Source organism: Collinsella sp. AM36-4AA, assembly GCF_003467795.1.
Lineage (GTDB): Bacteria > Actinomycetota > Coriobacteriia > Coriobacteriales > Coriobacteriaceae > Collinsella.
This window is the reverse complement of record NZ_QSHS01000023.1, coordinates 1-18,406: the sequence shown is the minus strand read 5'-3', so window position 1 is coordinate 18,406 and position 18,406 is coordinate 1. Positions and strand designations below refer to the sequence as shown.

The 18,406-nt window shown below is 60.8% G+C and carries 16 protein-coding genes and 1 tRNA gene; 1 reads left to right on the top strand and 16 read right to left on the bottom strand.

Going from position 1 to position 18,406, the window contains the following annotated elements:
• Positions 1 to 104: 104 nt before the first annotated feature.
• Positions 105 to 1,097 (bottom strand): SIS domain-containing protein, encoded by a 993-nt coding sequence (locus DW850_RS07695; RefSeq protein WP_117757528.1) that lies wholly within the window; start codon positions 1,095 to 1,097, stop codon positions 105 to 107.
• Between the two features lie 205 nt (positions 1,098 to 1,302).
• Here DW850_RS07695 and DW850_RS07690 point away from each other — a divergent pair, with 205 nt between their 5' ends.
• Positions 1,303 to 2,025 (top strand): GntR family transcriptional regulator, encoded by a 723-nt coding sequence (locus DW850_RS07690; protein ID WP_117757527.1) that lies wholly within the window; start codon positions 1,303 to 1,305, stop codon positions 2,023 to 2,025.
• A gap of 374 nt (positions 2,026 to 2,399) precedes the next feature.
• Here the strand turns inward: DW850_RS07690 and DW850_RS07685 are convergent, their stop codons facing one another.
• From DW850_RS07685 to DW850_RS07615, 15 genes are all read right to left on the bottom strand, one after another.
• On the bottom strand, positions 2,400 to 3,002 hold the full coding sequence (locus tag DW850_RS07685) for a GNAT family N-acetyltransferase (protein ID WP_117786747.1): 603 nt from the start codon (positions 3,000 to 3,002) through the stop codon (positions 2,400 to 2,402).
• 77 nt (positions 3,003 to 3,079) lie between these two features.
• On the bottom strand, positions 3,080 to 4,105 hold the full coding sequence (locus DW850_RS07680; RefSeq protein ID WP_117786746.1) for a low specificity L-threonine aldolase: 1,026 nt from the start codon (positions 4,103 to 4,105) through the stop codon (positions 3,080 to 3,082).
• Positions 4,106 to 4,150: 45 nt separating this feature from the next.
• Entirely contained in the window at positions 4,151 to 5,014 is an 864-nt protein-coding gene (locus DW850_RS07675) for a phosphatase PAP2 family protein (protein ID WP_117637437.1), read from the bottom strand.
• A 56-nt stretch (positions 5,015 to 5,070) separates the two neighbouring features.
• Positions 5,071 to 8,703, bottom strand: coding sequence for a transcription-repair coupling factor (mfd, locus tag DW850_RS07670; protein WP_117786745.1), 3,633 nt, complete (start codon positions 8,701 to 8,703; stop codon positions 5,071 to 5,073).
• 157 nt (positions 8,704 to 8,860) lie between these two features.
• Positions 8,861 to 9,526, bottom strand: a complete 666-nt coding sequence (gene nth, locus DW850_RS07665) for an endonuclease III (RefSeq protein WP_089573232.1) — start codon at positions 9,524 to 9,526, stop codon at positions 8,861 to 8,863.
• Positions 9,527 to 9,589: 63 nt separating this feature from the next.
• Complete coding sequence (locus DW850_RS07660; protein ID WP_089573233.1) at positions 9,590 to 11,392, bottom strand: ABC transporter ATP-binding protein; 1,803 nt, start codon at positions 11,390 to 11,392, stop codon at positions 9,590 to 9,592.
• Positions 11,393 to 11,517: 125 nt separating this feature from the next.
• Positions 11,518 to 12,873 carry a DNA recombination protein RmuC gene (locus tag DW850_RS07655; protein WP_117786744.1) on the bottom strand — a complete coding sequence of 452 codons (1,356 nt, stop codon included), beginning with the start codon at positions 12,871 to 12,873 and terminating at the stop codon, positions 11,518 to 11,520.
• A gap of 51 nt (positions 12,874 to 12,924) precedes the next feature.
• Positions 12,925 to 13,488: a transcriptional regulator gene (locus tag DW850_RS07650; RefSeq protein WP_117629046.1), complete on the bottom strand. Its 564-nt coding sequence runs from the start codon at positions 13,486 to 13,488 to the stop codon at positions 12,925 to 12,927.
• The gene (locus DW850_RS07645) at positions 13,485 to 14,015 is read right to left on the bottom strand and encodes a DUF6036 family nucleotidyltransferase (protein ID WP_117736879.1); all 531 of its coding nucleotides are present in this window, start codon (positions 14,013 to 14,015) and stop codon (positions 13,485 to 13,487) included. Before DW850_RS07645 ends, DW850_RS07650 begins: the two co-directional genes overlap by 4 nt.
• 123 nt (positions 14,016 to 14,138) lie before the next feature.
• Positions 14,139 to 14,573 (bottom strand): hypothetical protein, encoded by a 435-nt coding sequence (locus DW850_RS07640; RefSeq protein WP_117564953.1) that lies wholly within the window; start codon positions 14,571 to 14,573, stop codon positions 14,139 to 14,141.
• 444 nt (positions 14,574 to 15,017) lie between these two features.
• Positions 15,018 to 15,557 (bottom strand): rubrerythrin, encoded by a 540-nt coding sequence (gene rbr, locus DW850_RS07635; protein ID WP_055252097.1) that lies wholly within the window; start codon positions 15,555 to 15,557, stop codon positions 15,018 to 15,020.
• 115 nt (positions 15,558 to 15,672) lie between these two features.
• Positions 15,673 to 16,578: an adenine glycosylase gene (locus tag DW850_RS07630; RefSeq protein WP_117786743.1), complete on the bottom strand. Its 906-nt coding sequence runs from the start codon at positions 16,576 to 16,578 to the stop codon at positions 15,673 to 15,675.
• Positions 16,579 to 16,599: 21 nt separating this feature from the next.
• Entirely contained in the window at positions 16,600 to 17,085 is a 486-nt protein-coding gene (locus DW850_RS07625) for an Rrf2 family transcriptional regulator (RefSeq protein ID WP_117786742.1), read from the bottom strand.
• 458 nt (positions 17,086 to 17,543) lie between these two features.
• Positions 17,544 to 18,002 (bottom strand): IS200/IS605 family transposase, encoded by a 459-nt coding sequence (gene tnpA / locus DW850_RS07620; protein ID WP_117786741.1) that lies wholly within the window; start codon positions 18,000 to 18,002, stop codon positions 17,544 to 17,546.
• A gap of 189 nt (positions 18,003 to 18,191) precedes the next feature.
• Positions 18,192 to 18,269: transfer RNA gene (locus DW850_RS07615), tRNA-Asp, on the bottom strand.
• Positions 18,270 to 18,406: the final 137 nt, after the last annotated feature.

Here is an 18,406-nt window from a genome sequence, read left to right as displayed (position 1 = left end):
CAGTTGCGGTGAAATAGTTCTCAAACAGAGGCTTCACGCTCCCAAACAGGAACTATTCCACCGCAACTCATGAGGGGTATTGGGCTGTTAGGCCGCTCTATCCCTTAGTAATCCAGCTTCCACATGTAACGGCGCGTCATGTAATCCTTGTGGGTGACGGCGGAGAGCGCACGCATGTAGACGTTGTTGAGGATCGGGGCAAAGATCAGGTGGTTGAAGTATTCGCTCACGCTGTCCTTGATGTCGTTGAGGCCAAGCTCCTTGGCGTCGAGCTGATAGACGCGATCGCCACCGTACTGGTTGACGAAACGGATGCCGCGCTCGTCGTTGCAGCGGCTGCGGCCGACGCTGATGAGCTGGAACAGCGAGGTGCGCTTGTCCAGGATCTCGAAGGGGCCGTGGAAGAAGTCGCAGGTGTTGATGGTGCAGGAGTCGATCTGCAGCATCTCCTGCACGTTGCAGATGCTAAAGACGTAGGCGGCACCAAAGAGCGGGCCCTGAGCCATAACGTTGATGCAGGGCTTGTCGGCGTTCTGCTCGGCCCACTTGGCTGCGAGCGGACGGGTGTACTCGACGGCCTTGCGATAGATGGGATCGACCAGGTCGAAGGCGGCCATAGCGGTCTCGTACTCGGCATAGCCCTCGATCTGCTGCGTGAGCTCCATGGCGATCATGGTCACGACGGCGGAGTTGGTGCGGCCCATGCAGGACTCGTCGATGGCAAGGCTGTCGTACTGGATCTTGTAGTCGCAGACTTCGGTGAGGCCAGACTCGTCAACATAGATGGCGATGGTGCTGGCGCCGTGGTCCTTGGCGACCTGGGCGGCGACGATGGTCTCCTTGGTGCCGCGCATGGACACGACGACGGCCAGGGTGTTCTCGTTGACGTAGGCCGGGGTGGCGTGCACGAACTCGTTGCTGGTGTAGCTGGAGCTCACGACCTGCGTGGCCTCGTGCTCCATAAAGTACTGGGCAGGATAGTTGCCGCCGTTGGATCCGCCGGCGCCAATCCACACGACGCGCTTGATGCCGCCCTTGTCTGCCTTGTCAGCCAAAACCTGAGAGACGACGTCCTTAACCTGTTCCTGAGTAGTCATCGTGCATCAGCCTTTCTTCTCGTTTGATGCTCTTGATGGCATACAAGTTACATACATGTTTTGGTTATGTCGACTAGTTGTATGCTATATTTGTCTTAGATATTTTGCTGGTAAAGTTTTCGGCAATCCATTATCAGCGGTTTTGTTGTCATGTTGGATACATGCTTGGTTCAGTAAGCATACAGGTTAGATACAGATTGTTCGCATGAGCACTTCGTCGAAAAAGAACTTGGCCCAATACGAGCGTCTGGCGGGTACGCTGCGTGACCGCATCGCCGCCGGCATCTACGCACGCGGAGACAAGCTGCCGTCCGAGATGGAACTCATGGACGAATCGGGGCTTTCGCGCAGCACCGTGCGCCACGCGCTTAAGGTGTTAGTTGACGAGGGCCTGATTCGTACCGAGCGCGGGCGCGGCGCCTTTGTGGCCGAAACGCCAGCGCTCCACGAGAACAACCTGGTGTTTTCGAGCTACACGGCACAGGTCCAGGGCCAGGGCATGAAGCCCACCACGCGCACGGTGGACTCGGGCTTTGCCAAGGCAACGGGCAACGTGGCCAAGTTCTTCGATGCCGCCGTGGGCAGCAAGCTCGTCAAACTTGTCCGCCTGCGTTATCTGGACGATGCGCCACTGTGCCTGGAAACCACCTATCTACCGCCGAGCTTTGAGGCACTCATCGATCGCGATATCAACGGTTCGCTCTACGCCACGCTGCGCCAAGAATTCCATCGCGCGCCGGCACAGGGACATAAGACCTTTGAGGTGTGCTATGCCTCACAAAACGAGGCGTTTTTGCTCAACGTTGAGCGTGGGCAGGCGTTGATCTTGATCACCGACTACGTCTACGACACCGACGGCCGCCCGCTCCATGTCTCCAAGCGTATCCAACGCACCGACCGCGCCAAATACACCGAGCCCATCGGCTAGCGCACCAAACGAGGCAAAATGTACCTAATAAACGTTTTACCTGCGGTTTTTATTAAATCTCAAGCCAGCATGGCGCAAGTGCCGGCATCGCCTGGCAATACGCGCCGTCCAAGCTCAACTGTTCCTGCTCAGAATATCCAGCACCGTAAACCTAAGTGAGTAGACTTTTCGCGACCTGCCGAGCACACCCAAAACAGCCGCCTCCGTGACCTGCGGTTTTACTAAAACAGATACGCTTTGTGCTCGCTTTGCGCCAAAAAGTCTACTCACTTAGCTCGCAAGGCGTCCCGAAGGGACGATTCAGGTCAAAATAGCGTACGAACGCTGCACTTCTTGCGGCGATTTGATACCGCAAGACAGCCAAAAACCTGTCCCTATATGGTAGGTTTGAAACCTTGGACGACAAGTGCGGGAAACCAGGTTGGTTTGGGTTGGTTGGGCGTGCGCTCGGCTAGGACCAGCTCCATCCAACACATGTCGTACCAGCGACCGAACTTTTGAGCGCAACGGTCGAAGGCACCCACCAGGCGATACCCCATATGGGCATGGAAATCCTGGCTGTTGTGCGTCAGGTACTCGTCGTCCTTATCGTGCGGCACGGCAATGAGCGCGCACATGTTGGTGATGCCCATCGCGACCAGGCATTGCTTGAGCGCATCGTGCAGCTTGCGGCCCAGCCCGCCGTGGCGCACGTCGCGCGCCAGGTAGATCGACGTCTCGACCGACCAGTCGTAGGCCTCGCGGCTGTTAAGCGGACTCACATAGGCATAGCCTACCGGACGCCCGTCCAGCTCCATCACCAGGTACGGATAGCGCTTGAGCGTGCGCTCGATGCGCCCGGCGAACTCCTCAACGCTCGGCACCTCGTATTCGCAGGTTATCGCCGTCTCGCGCACATACGGCTCGTAAATGGCAAGCAACGCCGGCGCATCATCGGGCGTCGCCAGGCGAATCGTCGGCTTGGACATCTCGGTCATACAACCCTTCTCCCTCAAAAACAAAGGCCGCCTTGCGCCAAACCCAGCGCAAGGCGGCCCCTCGTCATTACATCAGGCTACAGGACAGCCGCCAACGCGTCGATGTCCTCCTGCGTCGTGGCCCAGCTGGTGCAAAAGCGCACCACCGTGTGGGTCTCGTCGTACTTTTCCCAATACTCGATCGAGGCATGCTCGCGAATGCGGGCCATGTCCTCGTTGGGCAAAATCACAAACTGCTGGTTGGTGGGCGTCTCCAAGAAGAACTGGTAACCGCGCCCGTGCAACACACGACGCAGCGCCTGCGCGGTCTCGATCGCCTGGCGACCGATCTCAAAATACAGGCCGTCGGTAAAGAGCGCCTCAAACTGCACACCCGTCAGGCGGCCTTTGGCGAGCAGTGCGCCATGCTGCTTAATACGCGGAATGGGATGCGCCGGAGCGTGCATGCCGCAAAACACCACGGCCTCGCCGCACAGAGCGCCGCACTTGGTGCCACCGATGTAGAACACGTCGCACAGCTGCGCCAGCTCGGGCAGGGTAATGTCGCACCCATCGGCCGCCAGCGCATAGGCCAAGCGCGCACCATCCACAAACAGCGGAATCTGGCGCTTCTGGCACACCGCATGAATCGCCGCGAGCTCGGCCTTGGAGTACAGCGTGCCGTACTCGGTCGACATGCTCACATACACGGCGCCCGGAAACACCGTGTGTTCGTAGCTCTCGTTTTCGTAGAACACCTGGATATAGTTCTCGAGATCCTCGGCATGCATCTTGCCCTCGTAGCCGGGGATGGTGAGCACCTTGTGGCCGCCAAACTCGATGGCACCCGCCTCGTGGCAGGCGACATGGCCGGTCTCGGCGGCAACAACGCCCTCGTAGGGCGCAAGCAGCATGTCAATCACCGTCGCGTTGGCCTGTGTGCCGCCCACCAGGAAAAATACATCGGCATCAGGAGCCTGGCAGGCCTCACGGATAAGCTGCTTGGCACGCTCGGTGTGTGCATCGGTACCGTAGCCGGGCTGCGGCTCCATATTGGTGTCGACGAGCGCCTGCAGCACTGCCGGATGTGCGCCGTGGGAATAGTCATTGTTGAACGCGAGCATGATAATCCTCTCTAGCCGGGCACGAGCCCGATGATTCAGATGGGGCTATTGTACGCCGCCCGGATAGGCAATGCGCGCGGCAAGGCACTCAAGCGCCAGCACCAGGGCAAAGCCGCAGCTCACGTCACTCAAAAAGTGCGCGCCGATCACGATGCGACCAAAGGCGACGAGCGCCGCGACCACAGCCGCCGCCCAAAAGATCACGCGGCGACGCGAAGGTTTTTCCTTAAAGGCTGCCGCGGGAAGCCCGGCGAGCATAAGGCCGATCGCCGCATGCGCGGTGTGCCCGCTCGCGAACGACTTGAACCCGTCCTTGATCACGCCGGCGGCGATATAGGTCCACTTGTCGGGATTGCCGATTACCCACCACGGCTGAAAATTGAGCCCCGGCGTGACCTCGATCACGCGCATGCGCGGGCGCGACCACAGCGGCTTGACGATCACGTTGAGGATAATGGCCTGAGCGACCCACACGGCAAGTACCATCAACGCCCAGCGCGTGAGCTCGTCGGGCGCGGTGTCGCGCGTAAGGCGATAGGCAATAACGTTAACCGCAATGACCAGCACAAACGTCAGCACCAGCTGAAACGCGATGAGCTTGCCGCCGACGCGCAGCGATCCGATAATCTCGTAGCCGACCAGACCCACGTTGATCAAAACGCCCAGCGCAGCGAGCCATTTGCTCCCCCTGGAATCGGGGCGTGCCGAGCGCACGAGCATAACGCCTGCGATGCTCGCCGTCAGCTCGAACGGCAGCTCGCCGGCCGCCTCGACAAAGCGACCGTACATGCTGCCGATGTTGAACAGCGCGCTCGAAATCTGATAGTCGAAGAAACTGCCCACGCCCAGACAAAGACACAGGACAACCGCGATAATGGCGACGTCTTTCTTATAGATGTATCCGAACATGCTTTCCTTTCGATGGAACCAGAGTGCCCAAATGGGGCGTTTGCAGCGTCGACCCGTTAGTCGTCGTCGCTCGCACCCAACTGCTGCAACAGCATGAGTGCCGCGGCCACGGGGCCGGTACCGTCGTTGGCGTCGAGACCGCGACCCAGGCCGCTGCCCGCGCCGGCGCCCGCCTTGTAGGGCACCGACAGTTTGCGGCTCTTGGGGAAGCTCACCGCGCCATAGCGGGTCTTTAGCTCAAAGGCCACCTTCTTGGGCACGTCGACGCCCAAAAACGTGATGCGACCGCCGCTGAGCGTGACGCTCTCGAGCCCCAGGCGCTCGCCGCGAATGCGGATTCGTGCGCGATTGAACAGGTTGAGTCCTGCCAACGGCAGCTCGCCATGCGCGGCCTCGGTCTCTTCCTGCACCTCATCGATGCTCTCCAGGTCCTCGGCCGCTGCGAGCCTGCGGTACACGAGCACGCGCTGATCCACCGCCGGCAGGTACTCCTCGGACAAGAAGTAGTCGGCCGGCAGGTTAATGCCCACGCTTGCCGCCTCCACGCCGGCATCGTCATCGCCGCGCGCCTCGGCTACCGCCTGGCCCAGCATCTGCGTAAACAGGTCAAAGCCCACGCTCGACAGGTTGCCGTGCTGCTCGGCGCCCATAAGCGAGCCGGCACCACGGATCTCCAGGTCGCGCATGGCGATGCGCATGCCGCTGCCCAGGTCCTGGAACTCGGAAAGTGCGGTCAGGCGCGCTGTCGCCTCCTCGGTGAGTGGTAGCTCGCCCGGGAACATAAAGTACGCGTAGGCCTGCGTGGAAGAACGGCCCACACGGCCCTTGAGCTGGTAGAGCTGCGCCAGGCCCAGACGCTGCGAATCCTCGATGATCAGCGTGTTGGCGGTCGCGTTGTCGATGCCGCTCTCCACGATGGTCGTGGCGATGAGCACGTCGATCTTTTTGGTCGCAAACTCGATCATCACGTCCTCGACCTCGCGCGGGCTCATCTTGCCGTGCGCCACGCCCACGCGCGCCTCGGGCGCGGCCTCGTGCACGCGCGCCACGGCGTCGTCGATGGTCTTGACGCGGTTGGACACGTAATACACCTGACCGCCGCGGCCCACCTCCAGGCGAATCGCCGCGCTCACCACATCGGGGTCGTACTCCCCCACGTGCACGATCACGGGACGACGCCCAGTCGGCGGCGTCGTGATCAGGCTCATGTCGCGCACGCCGCTCGTGGCCATCTGCATGGTTCGCGGAATAGGCGTTGCCGAAAGCGTGAGCACGTCAATCTGCTCGCGCAGGTTCTTGAGCTGCTCCTTGTGCTGCACGCCAAAGCGCTGCTCCTCGTCGATGATCACCAGGCCCAGGTTCTTGGGGTTCACGTCGGCCGAAAGCAGACGATGCGTGCCGATGAGCACGTCGATCGTGCCCTCGGCAAACGCCTTGAGCGCGCGCTTTTGCTGCGCCGGGGTGCGGAAGCGGCTGAGCACTTCGACCTCGAGGCCAAACGGGGCAAAGCGCTCAAAGAACGTCTCGTAGTGCTGCTGGGCCAGAATGGTCGTGGGGCAGAGCACCATGACTTGGCGGCCGGAGTCCACGCACTTAAACGCCGCGCGCAGGGCGACCTCGGTCTTGCCGAAACCCACGTCGCCGCACAGCAGGCGGTCCATGGGCTTGGGTGCCTCCATGTCGGCCTTTATGTCGGCGATAGCCTCCAGCTGGTCGCGCGTCTCGTCGTAGGGGAAGCTCTCCTCCATCTCGATCTGTTCGGGCGTATCGGGCGGACAGGCGATACCGGTAATCGAAGAGCGGCGCGTATACAGGTCGACCAGGTCAAACGCCAGCTTTTTGGCATTCTTGCGCGCCTTGTTGGTGGCACGCGTCCAGTCGGCGGTGTTGAGCCTGGTCAGGCGCGGCTTGTCGCCGTCGGGGCCAACATAGCGTGTGATGCGGTCGACCTGCTCCAACGGCACGTAGAGCTTGTCGCCGTCGGCATATTCCAGCAAAAAGTAATCGCGCTCCTTGCCGCCCACTTCCTGGCGCGCGATCTCGCTAAAGAGCGCGATGCCGTGGGTAGCGTGCACCACGTAGTCACCCGGCTTAAACGGGAAGGTGATCTGCGTAATGTCCACCTTGCGGCGGCTGCGCGCGCGGTTGGCGTCCATGCGGGCGTTGAGGTCGGCGATTGAGAACACGGCCAGGTTGGCATCGGGCACCACCACACCCTGCGGCAGGGCGGCATCGACAAAGGTTACGCGTCCGTGCGAGATGGTGGGCACGGCGGCACCGGCGGCAGCCTGGGCGGCACCCGCCTCGAGTGAGCGAGCGTTGAGCGCGTCGGCCTTGCGCTCGCGAATTGCAGCATGGGCCTCCTGGCGGGCGGCGCGATCGGCAGAATCCGCCGTTGCCACGCGCACACGGTCGCCGATAGCGCCGGCGTTTTCGGGCGCCGCGGTCAGCGATTCCTCAAAGGTAATGCCCTCGTCGCCAAAGGTGAGCTCCATCGACTCGCGCGCACCGCGGTCGGGGATGGCAAACACGCAGGCATAGCGCTTGCCCACGACCTCCTGGATGCGCGTCATAAAACGGTTGTCCGAGCCTGCGATGGCCGGCTGCTCAATCTTGAGCTCGGCCGTCACCGCACCGCCGGCACGGATGAGGCTCACATAGTTCAGGCGCTGCTGGGAGCCAAAGTCGAGTTGCTGGGCACGCACGTACAGGCCGTCCAGACGGTCGACCCCCGCCTCGCCGGCACGTGCCTCGATATCCTCGTAGGCGCGCAGGCAATCGTCGAACAGCGAGCGCGGCTCGGACAGCACCACGAGCGCCTTGCCGCTCACATGCGACAGCGGGCTCACGGTCTGGCCGTACATCACCGGCAAAAAGCGGTCGAGCTCAGGCGTGACGATGCGCGCATCCACCATCTCGAGCAGCGCCGCCAGCTTGCTGTCGTCCTGGCTGGCGCGGTAGAGCGCCACATGCATGTTGTGGACGGCCTCGTCGGTAAGCGCGAGCTCGCGACAGGGGAAGATCTCGATGCTGTCTTCGTTGCCGATGGTCTGGCCCGTTGAACTCACCATGCGGCGGATGCGGTCGATCTCGTCGCCAAAGAACTCAATACGCACGGGCGCCTTTTCCTGCGCCGGAAACACCTCGACGGTGTCGCCGTGCACACGGAACAGGCCGGGCGCGTCGGCGGCGCCGGCATTGGTATAGCCCATGCCCACCAGTCGCTGCGGCACCTCGTCAAAGGGAATCTCCTCGCCCACCGCAAAAGTAGTGGACTCCCAGTAGCGGCTCTCGACCGGCGGCACGCAGCGCAGCAGTGCGCGGGCCGAGGCGACCATGATGCAGTTGTCCCCGCGCACGATACGCCCGAGCGCCTCGCAGCGCTGGGCCACCACGGCGTCGTCGGGCGCCTGCTCGCGCCAAGGATAGTCCTTGCGCTCGGGAAAGCGGCACACGTGCGCCAGGCCCACATAGGCGGCCAGACTACGTGCGGCTCGATCGGCCGCGTCCTCGCCACTTACGATGTAGACCGTGGGGCGCGGACGACGCGCAAACTGGGCGGCGGCCATAAGCGTTCGGCCCGACTGAGACACGGCCAGCGTCACGTCCTCGCCAGAATCGAGCCCGGCCTCGACGGTCTGCAGTGCCTCGGCAGTGTAGAGCTGCGCGGCTATACGGTGAATGAGCATGCTGTTCCTCCGGCATTGCAACGCCAAAAGCCCGCCGAGGCAAGCTCGGCGGGTCGTTCGTCAAATTCGTTGCCTGTCATGGTAACGCATGGAGAGAACTCCAGCCCAAGCGTACGCCCAGCCCCGCAAAAAACGCCAGACGAAGATGCGTTCCGCCCTACCCCGTCACACGCACGCTGGGGCACAAATCTGCCAGCGGACACTCGTCGCACTTGGGCTTACGGGCATCGCAAATCTCGCGACCAAAGGTGATCCATTGGTGGTTGACCGACTCCCAATACTCGTGTGGCAAAATCTTGAGCAGATCTTGCTCGGTCTTGAGCGGCTCCTTGGCATGCGTCTTGGGGCTCAGCATCAGGCGGTGCGCGATGCGGTTGACGTGCGTATCCACCGCGATGCCTTCCACGATGCCAAACCCAACGTTGAGTACGATGTTCGCCGTCTTGCGCCCCACGCCCGGCAGCTTTACAAGCTCCTTCATGTCGGCCGGCACCTCGCCGCCGTAGTCGGCAACAATCATCTGCGCAGCCTCCACAGCATGCTTGGCCTTACTCTTATAAAAGCCGAGTGACTTAATGGTGTCCGCCACGTCGGTCACACTTGCCCCCGCCATGGCCTCGGGCGTGGGCCACTGGGCAAACAGTTGGGGCGTCACCTTGTTGACCTGCGCGTCGGTCGTCTGAGCCGAGAGCAGTACCGCAATGAGCAGCCTAAAGGGATTCTCGTGGTCCAAAAAGCACTCGACCGGTCCATAGCGGCGGTTGAGGCGCTCGCACACCTCAACGGCGCGTTCGCGTTTGGCGGCATTGGTCTCGCGTGGCATAACGACTCCTCGGCTCAGCGGCACAACAAAACTACGGGCACGATTGTCCCACGTATGGGGTCGTTACGCCTCCAAAAATGCGCCGGTCTGACGGCTCCACAGGCTTGCGTATTCGCCGCCCGCCTCGACGAGCTGCGCATGCGTGCCATCCTCGACGATCTCGCCATCCGCCAGCACCACGATGCGGTCGAGCGAGGCCACGGTGGACAGGCGATGCGCCACCACAATGGAGGTGCGGCCGCGCATCAGGTTCTCGAGCGCCTCCTGCACCAGCGCCTCAGACTCGCTATCGAGGGCAGACGTCGCCTCGTCGAGCACCAGAATCGGTGCGTCGGTGAGGATGGCACGGGCGATGGCCACACGCTGGCGCTGGCCGCCCGAAAGCTTGACGCCGCGCTCGCCCACCATGGTGTCGAAGCCACGGGGCAGGCGGTCAATGAACTCCAGGGCATTGGCCAGGCGTGCGGCCTCGCGGATCTGCTCGTCGGTGGCATCGGGGCGGCCGTAGGCGATATTCTCGCGAATGGAGCGGTGGAACAGCAGCGCCTCCTGCGGCACGTAGGCAACCTGGCGGCGCAGGCTCTGCTGCGTGCAGCGCGAGACGTCCTGACCGTCCACGAGCACGCGGCCGCCCTGCACGTCGTCCAGGCGCAGCAACAGCTTGGTGAGCGTCGTCTTGCCCGAGCCCGATTTGCCCACCAGGCCCACGCGCTGGCCCGCCGCCACATGGAGCGTCAGGTCGTCGAACACGCTCTCGCCCGCCGCGGCATCACGGTATGCAAAGCTCAGGTGCTCAAAATCAATCGCGCCCTCGCGCACCTTGAGCTCGGGGGCGTTCTCGTCGTCTGCCACCAGACGCGGCTCGTCCAACACGCGCGTCATCTCGGCCGCATCACCGAGCGCGCGGTTGATGCGCTGCATCATGGAGCTCACGTAGTTCAGACGCATGGTGAGGTTATACGTGTAGGTAAAGATCATGACGAGCGAGCCGGCCGAGATGCCAAACCACGCGTTGCCGCCCGCCACGAACACACTCACCACGGCCATGGTGATGACGATAAGGCCCGAGGTCGTAAAGTTGCGCTGCATCATGGCGTGCATCGAGACCGTCTCAGCGTCGCGCGCGGCACGATCGGCGGTGTCGAACAGATCGCGTTCAAAGTCCTCTCGCCCGCAGGTCTTGACGGCCAAGATGTTCGTGACCGCGTCGGACAGCACACCCGAGAGCTTATTCTGCGCGGCGGACGTCGCGGCCGAAAGTGGCATGATGCGCTTGTACATAAGCCAGACAAACGCAATGTAGACGACCATGATGCCCACCAGGATCACGGTAAATGTGGGCACCACCGGAGCGAGTGCGGCCACGGTGCAGATGACCGAGGTGATGGTGGGGATGAGCGAATACACCGTCACGTCGACCAAGCCCGTATAGCCGCTCATAAAACGGCTCGTCTGGCTGACGAGCGACCCGCCAAAGCGGCTGGTGTGAAATGTCATGGATTGATTGGAAAGCGTGTCAAAGCACAGGCGCGCCAGGTGGTAGTTGCCCGCAATCTCGAGCTTGTAGACGGTGTAGTCCTGCAGCTTGGAGAGGATTTGACCCACCAGGTTAACGAGCACGAGCGCCAGAATGTAAGGGCCAAAGACCTCGAATACTTGATCGCCTGCCACGGGGCCGGCCTGAACGCGGTCGACGATGAGGGCCATCACGTAGGTGTTGGCAAACGTGAGCAAAAAGATGTAGCCCGCCGACGAGAACACCGAGAGAAAGACGATCAGCGGCTGCGTGCGCGTGACATCCCAAAAACGCTGCAGCGTGCGGCGCACGGTTGAGCGTTTGAGCGGGCTGGTGCTTCTCTGAGACATGGGCTTCCTTTCGCGTCTGATAGGGCGAAAGGCCATTGTTGCACATTAAAGTGCGCTTTAGGCAAGTGCAATGCGAAAAGCGCCCGCGCCCCGCGTTTACGCCGGCGCGCCGCCGTCCGTTGCGGCTAGTCCTCGTCTTCCTGGCCCGCAAGTAACCCTGCGGACTCCAAGCCCAAAATCTCGTCGGCCTCCCGCACGTCTTCCAGCGCGTCGATATCCTTAAGCTTGCGCTCCATAACATTGGTGCGCGTGGTGATGATGCCCTCGACCGTTTTGCCCGCGGTCTCGATCTGCTGTTGGGCGCGACGCAGTGCTGCCTGGTAACGTGGCAGCTCGGCCTTGACGGCGGAAAGTACGCGCAGCACGTCATCGGTGCGTTTTTGCAACTTAAACGTCTGGTAGCTCATCTGCAGGCTGTTGAGGATGGCGGCCATGGTGCTGGGGCCGGCAACGTTGACGTGATAGTCGCGGCCCAGGGTCTCGATAAGCCCGGGACGGCTGACGACCTCGGCATACAGGCCCTCAAACGGCACGAACAGAATGCCAAAGTTGGTCGTCGCGGGCACGCTCAGGTACTTTTCGCAGATGTCCTTGGCCTCGCGTTTGACCATCGCATCGAGCGTCTTGCGCGCAGCGGCGACGGCCTCCGCGTCGCCCGACTCCTGGGCGTCGAGCAGATGCTCGTACGCGTCGCCCGGGAATTTGGAGTCGATCGGCAGCAGCACGGGATCGCCCTCGTCTACCGGCAGCTTGACGGCAAACTCAACACGCTCTGAGGCGCCAGGCTTGGTGGCCACGTTTTCCAGATACTGGTCGGGCGTAAGGATGTCCGCCAAGATCGCGCCCAGCTGCACCTCGCCCAAAATGCCACGCGCCTTCACATTGCCCAGCACGCGCTTAAGGTCGCCCACGCCGGTGGCGATAGATTGCATATCGCCCAGACCCTTGTACACGGCCTCGAGCTGGTCGCTCACCTGCTTAAACGATGCCGACAGTCGGTCGTTGAGCGTGCGAGAGAGCTTCTCGTCCACCGTCGCACGCATCTGATCGAGCTGCACGTTGTTGTCTTTGCGGATGGCGCCCAGCTGGGCATCGACCGTCTCGCGCACCTTGTCCAGGCGATGCTCGATGCCCTCGCGGTTGGCGCCGAGCTGTTGGGCCGTCTCGCGGCGCAGGTCATCCATACGGTCGCCGGCCTGCGAGAACTCTCGCGCGATGGTCAGGTAGCGTTGCTGCTCCACGGCCGCATCGGTCGTCTGCTGCTGCGCGATGGCGTTTGCCGTGCGGCGGGTTTCTGTCAGCGCGACGTTGAGGGCATCGAGCGCGCTGTTGGCCTGCTCGAGTGCCGCGAGCGTTTCCGCTTCGTTGCCGCCACGCTCTCGCAACTCGGCACGAAGGCCCTTAAGCTGCAGGGCGCAGACCGCAGCAACTCCCACCGCCACCAAGGCAATCACAACAAGCGCAATATCAATAGCAGACATAGACTCCGCCCAACAAACCCAATCGATTATCAATCAAAACCGCGATCAATCTTACCCCGCCACACGCACCGGGCGCCCGGCCCCTTCTTGGGTGCTTCTCTCCTCCGCATATTCCATAATGCGACGCGCTGTCTTCCTGCTCACCTTCGAGTCATCACCGGCTAAGTATGCGTACACGTTTCCCTTATTCAGATTCAAATCGCGGCAGAGACCGTAGCGCGTTACACCCGATTCCTCCAATGCTTTAAGTGTTCTCTTTCTCATCAGGGCGTTCACCCTTCTGTCGGCCGCTGGCTTTTCTTTCACCCCTCTATACGCACGCCAAACGTTGGCGTAACGATTGGGGAGCTTATCCTCGGAGCATAGAGATGCCAGGCTACTCGCTTGGCCATACAGAGACAAAACACCTCGATAGCCCTCTTCCATCCACGAGCCCTCGGATAAACCCAGAACGTATTCGGCCTTACCCTGCGCCAAAGCGAGCAAAAACAGAGGCTCCGCCACACGCGGCTCAACCGTTGTTGCCTGCTTTACAAGCTTCCTAAAACTCAGCGACTGCTGTCCGGACAGCTCTCGGCAATAGCCTTTCAAAAATCCCTCAAAAGTCAGATTCAACCGAGCACCTCCTTTTTGTATTGCCTGTATGCACAGACCATCTCTTGATAACTCCGCTCTGAAGGCGACGAGGCCAACGCCTCTCCTTCATCGAATATAAGCCGCTCGAGCAGATCCCAATCAAGTCGGTCGATAAATGTTCGACTATGGAGGTCGACGATGTCGTTCGGACGATAGGCATAAAGCTTCATCACCGCCAGATCCTCCAAAGATGGCGTAAAGTACCTGATAAAATGCGCCCCGATCTCCAATGGGATCAGTCGATCTTCGTAATTGAATGGCATCTGGTTGCAATATGCCACTACCATGCCATTCACCTCGGGGTATCGAGCTATGATCTCGCGGAGGCACCTGTCTGCCTCAAACACATCAATGTCATGTGTAACCGACCGATTCGTCACATCGTTTAGCATGAAGGCGCTTCCTCCCACCAATACAACGCTCGGCCTATCGTCTCTTGGACCTATTTCCAGCTCCGCCTCTTCGTCAATATCCAAAAGAGTCTGCTCTAAATCCTGCTTATACATAGCAAATCCTATTATTATTCATCTTCAATAATACTATTCAGTCGCACGACAGGACCCACAGGATGCAAGAATCCTACTCGTGGCGAGAATCCCTACACCCTAGAAGTCCTAATGTGACAAACGCTAACTCTCCCAGCCGGCGCGGATGGTTGTTATGACGTCACCTAAGCGCTGGCCTAGGGCCGCTAGATGCTGGAGCACCTCGTTGGGCGATGCGCCGTTGAGGATGCACGTGAGGGCATACGACGCCAGAAAGATGGCCGCAAGCCCCAGCGGGATGAGCACGATCATCGCCAAGGTGCGCAGGCGCTGGCCCACGCGGCGACGACGCGCACGACGCTTGTCGAACGCGAGCTCCTGCGCATATGAATCTTGCTGTACGGAATAGGCCTCTGGTGCCGATTCACACCCGGGCACAGCTGCAGGTACAGCAGCGGGCACGACATTTTGCGCAAAGGGCTGGACTGCCGCCCCTTGCATTTGCATCTCCATGAGTCGTTGCTGCTGACGCAGCATGCGCTCAGCTTGTTGCTGCGGAGTCTCAAGAAACAAATCCATGCTGGCCTCCAAAATCGGAGCATTCGACGCTTACGCCCAGCATCCCGCACCGCCATGACCGCGACAACGCAATCCGTAGCAATAGCCGCAAAGTTTCTTGTTGACAAAAGCTGTCGAAAACCTCAACAACTCCCCTACCAGCACTTTCTCTGAGCTTTTTTATCGAATGGTCTTTTGCCCTTCCGCCAACCCGCCAACTAACCAAAATCTAACCAAAAGCTTGACGAAAATTGTGGAGACCGAGACCCCACACAAAACGTGCCGCCCCAAAAAGGGGCGGCACACAATCTTTAATATCAGCTTTTCAGTAACGAGCACGCGACGACCCGAAGCCGGAGCGCAGGGCGGGGGAAACACCTTTGCCTCGCGCGACCCTGCGGAGCCGTGAGCGAGAGGGAAAGGTGTTTCCCCCGCCCTGCGCTCCGCAACAGCCAGCGCCACGCGCTAGTAGTTCACCACCTGCTCCTCAAAGTACGCCTTCGGGTGGTTGCACACCGGGCACACCTCGGGCGCCTCGGCACCAACGTGCAGGTGCCCGCAGTTCAGGCACTTCCACACCTTTACGCCCTCACGCTCAAACACCTCGCCCGACTCGATGCGCTCGACGAGCTTGTTGTAGCGCTCCTCGTGGGCCTTCTCGACGGCGGCGACACCACGGAACTTTGCGGCAATCTCGGCAAAGCCCTCTTCCTCGGCGGTCTTGGCAAACTCGTCGTACATCGTGGTCCACTCGTAGTTCTCACCCGCGGCGGCATCGCGCAGATTGTCCAGGGTATCGGGGACGGCGCCATCGTGCAGATACTTAAACCACAGTTTGGCGTGCTCGGACTCGTTGCCAGCCGTCTCGGCAAAGATGTTCGAGATCTGAACGTAGCCGTCCTTCTTGGCCTTGGAGGCATAGTAGCGATACTTGGTGTGTGCCTGGGACTCACCGGCAAAAGCGGTCTCAAGGTTCTTCTTGGTTTGGGAGTTCTCAAAATCCATAGGTGTACTTCCCTTCAACGCATGCCGCCCGTAGGCTCCGAGCGGCCTCGTCTTTAGGATGCCCCTCAAGCCGAGAATTTAAACCTTACAATCCCGTTCTTCAGATTTGAGCGGGCTACACACTCAACCAACGATCGTCCTCGGCTCGGCAAAAGCCCTCGCGCTCCAGGTCAGCTAGAATGCCCGCGATCAAGTCGCGCTCGACCGGCCCGCGCCCAGCCGCCGCTTCCATATCGTTAACGCCCACCACGGCATCAGCAAGCGTAATCCCCGCCGGTTGGCCATCGCGCGCTGCCAGCAACATGCGCACGATATGCGCGCGCTTTTGGCGACGTGAGCCCTCAAACTTTGATTGACGGCTATAGCCCGCCGAGCGCCTGGACGGATTGGGCAACGTCTTTTTTAGATATGCGCCGTAATCCAGCAACGCGTAATACCACGCGCGCGGCGTGTCGGCATCATCGAGCGGCGCGGCAAAGGGAGCGATCTCGTCGGTCGCCGCACCGGGGGCCGCCGGACAGGCCGCCTGAACCAGCGACACCAGCTCGCGATCGGGAACAGCCGGTACATCGGGAAAGAAGTGATGCAGAAAGACCGTGCGCACGTTGGTCTCCAGATACACGCCCGGAAGATCAAACGCAAACGACCGGATACCCTGCGCCGTTGCCGGGCCAATACCAGGCAAAGCAACCAAGTCACGCGTCTCGTGCGGAAACTCCCCGTTCCAGTCCTCTACAACGCGCTGAGCGGCCTTGTGGAGCGCCAGAGCGCGTCGGTTGTAGCCCATCCCCTGCCAAGCGTCCAAAACATCGGAAGGCGCGGCCTGGGCAAGCGCCTGCACGGTTGGAAAGCGATCGAGCCACGCCGGCATGCGCGTCTCCACGCGCGGCACCTGTGTTTGCTGCAGCATGACCTCGGAAAGCCAAATGATGTACGGATCGCGCGTGCGGCGCCACGGAAGGTCGCGATAACGCAGGACCCCTTCCGAACGAATCATCGAACGAAAGGGGTCCTGAATCATATCTATGCTCCTTATGCGGCGCTATTCCTCCCGGCAAGCACATGCACAGGCGGCGTACTCGGGAAACGCGTCGCGGTCGGCGAATTTGGAATCGACGGCCGGGAACTGGCGGTGAGCGACGATGTCGCCGAGCGAAACGGAATCGAGGTAGTCGCGCATCAACGCTTGAGCTCCGGCCCACAGGGGATGATAGCAGCACGTGCCCATGCGTGCACAGTCGCCATCGGGTGCGGTGCAATCGTTCATAACCATAGGGCCCTGAACGGCCTCGACGACCTGGCGGATGGTGACGTCGTCCGGACTGACCTTGAGACGCATGCCACCGTGGACGCCACGCAGGCTCTCCACAATACCGGCCTGGACCAAACCGTGCTGAATCGAGCGGGCAAACGAATACGGAACATTGACCTCTTCGGCAGCGGTGCGAACAGAAAGCAAACGCTCCGGATCCTCGGCAAGCATCGCCAGCATACGAAGGGCGTAATCAGTCTTCCTCGATATGTCCATTTTTCCCCTTTCAAGGAATACGAACAGCTCGAACGAGCTCCGGGGCCGAGCTTGTGTCGAGACGCTAAATGACCGCAGGACATCCAAATGGTAAATCGGATATCCACTGAGTGCCGCGCTTGGAGCGAAATGCATCAGATGCGGCCTACAGTGCAATTTAGTATAACCTAACCCCCTGTCTCGTTGAACAGGTGTTGCGCAACAAAGCTGTTGTTCAGACAGATAGACTTATTAGATTTTACTTGCGTTCCCGAAGGCGCGGGGATTCTGGGCGAAGATGCGCCAGGGCGATCGTTCTATCGAAACAAAGTGCATCAAATCAGAACCACCCTTAAAAAGGGTGGTTTGCTCTTAGGGTATAACCCACGGGCCCCGGGCTCGCGTCTAAAGGCGCGGGCCCGGACTTCGTCCAGGCCTAGTGCATCTTGACCCGTGGCGCGCCGGTCGAACCGGCGGCATCACCCCCTCTTGAAGGGGTCCTCGTACTCCTTCACGCTCAGCTTGTCCAGCGCGATGTCGTGGGACTCCTGCTCCCTGATGTACTTGGCGATCGTCGCCTCGTTCAGGCCGACGGTGGACACGCAGTGGCCCTCCGCCCAGAACTTCCTGTTGCCGAACTTGTACTTGAGGTTGGCGTGCCTGTCGAATATCATCAGCGAGCTCTTCCCCTTCAGGTAGCCCATGACGCTCGCGACGCTGTACTTCGGCGGGATCGCCAGCAGCACGTGCACGTGGTCGGGCATCAGGTGCCCCTCGATTATCTCGATCCCCTTGTACTCGCACAGCTTCCTGAGGATCTCCCCTATGTCGCTCCTGATTTGGTTGTAGATCACTTTGCGCCTATACTTCGGCGTGAACACGATGTGGTACTTGCACATCCACTTCGTGTGGGAAAGGCTGTAGGCCTTCTGGGCCATGGCGACCACCCCTTCGACTCGAATTCTTGACGGCCTGAACAATCGTCAATATCGGTCGGAGGGGTGGCTTTGTAAAGCCGTTTGTCTCCACCCGCGTAGCGGGTGGTTTAAAGCTGGCCGCTGCGCGGCCAGCAGACTAAAGTCTTGAAACGCAAAAAGCCACGTCCGAAGACGTGGCTTTAATTGCGTTGGCGGGAAGTACGGGGCTCGAACCCGCGACCTCCGACGTGACAGGCCGGCGCTCTAACCAAACTGAGCTAACTCCCCAGGCAGACGTTCGCGTTTGTTTCCGCTCGCGTGCGCTGCGGGGATTAGTATACACAGAAGTCTGTCCGGCGCGCAACAACTTTTTTGAAAAAATTTTTCGGTCCCTCCGGGAGGGTCTCCGGGGCTGGGGGCGGGGG

Coding starts and splice junctions, on each gene's coding strand:
- DW850_RS07695 (WP_117757528.1), bottom strand. CDS start 1,097: ATGACTACTCAGGAACAGGTTAAGGACGTCGTCTCTCAGGTTTTGGCT.
- DW850_RS07690 (WP_117757527.1), top strand. CDS start 1,303: ATGAGCACTTCGTCGAAAAAGAACTTGGCCCAATACGAGCGTCTGGCG.
- DW850_RS07685 (WP_117786747.1), bottom strand. CDS start 3,002: ATGACCGAGATGTCCAAGCCGACGATTCGCCTGGCGACGCCCGATGAT.
- DW850_RS07680 (WP_117786746.1), bottom strand. CDS start 4,105: ATGCTCGCGTTCAACAATGACTATTCCCACGGCGCACATCCGGCAGTG.
- DW850_RS07675 (WP_117637437.1), bottom strand. CDS start 5,014: ATGTTCGGATACATCTATAAGAAAGACGTCGCCATTATCGCGGTTGTC.
- mfd (WP_117786745.1), bottom strand. CDS start 8,703: ATGCTCATTCACCGTATAGCCGCGCAGCTCTACACTGCCGAGGCACTG.
- nth (WP_089573232.1), bottom strand. CDS start 9,526: ATGCCACGCGAGACCAATGCCGCCAAACGCGAACGCGCCGTTGAGGTG.
- DW850_RS07660 (WP_089573233.1), bottom strand. CDS start 11,392: ATGTCTCAGAGAAGCACCAGCCCGCTCAAACGCTCAACCGTGCGCCGC.
- DW850_RS07655 (WP_117786744.1), bottom strand. CDS start 12,873: ATGTCTGCTATTGATATTGCGCTTGTTGTGATTGCCTTGGTGGCGGTG.
- DW850_RS07645 (WP_117736879.1), bottom strand. CDS start 14,015: ATGTATAAGCAGGATTTAGAGCAGACTCTTTTGGATATTGACGAAGAG.
- DW850_RS07640 (WP_117564953.1), bottom strand. CDS start 14,573: ATGGATTTGTTTCTTGAGACTCCGCAGCAACAAGCTGAGCGCATGCTG.
- rbr (WP_055252097.1), bottom strand. CDS start 15,557: ATGGATTTTGAGAACTCCCAAACCAAGAAGAACCTTGAGACCGCTTTT.
- DW850_RS07630 (WP_117786743.1), bottom strand. CDS start 16,578: ATGATTCAGGACCCCTTTCGTTCGATGATTCGTTCGGAAGGGGTCCTG.
- DW850_RS07625 (WP_117786742.1), bottom strand. CDS start 17,085: ATGGACATATCGAGGAAGACTGATTACGCCCTTCGTATGCTGGCGATG.
- tnpA (WP_117786741.1), bottom strand. CDS start 18,002: ATGGCCCAGAAGGCCTACAGCCTTTCCCACACGAAGTGGATGTGCAAG.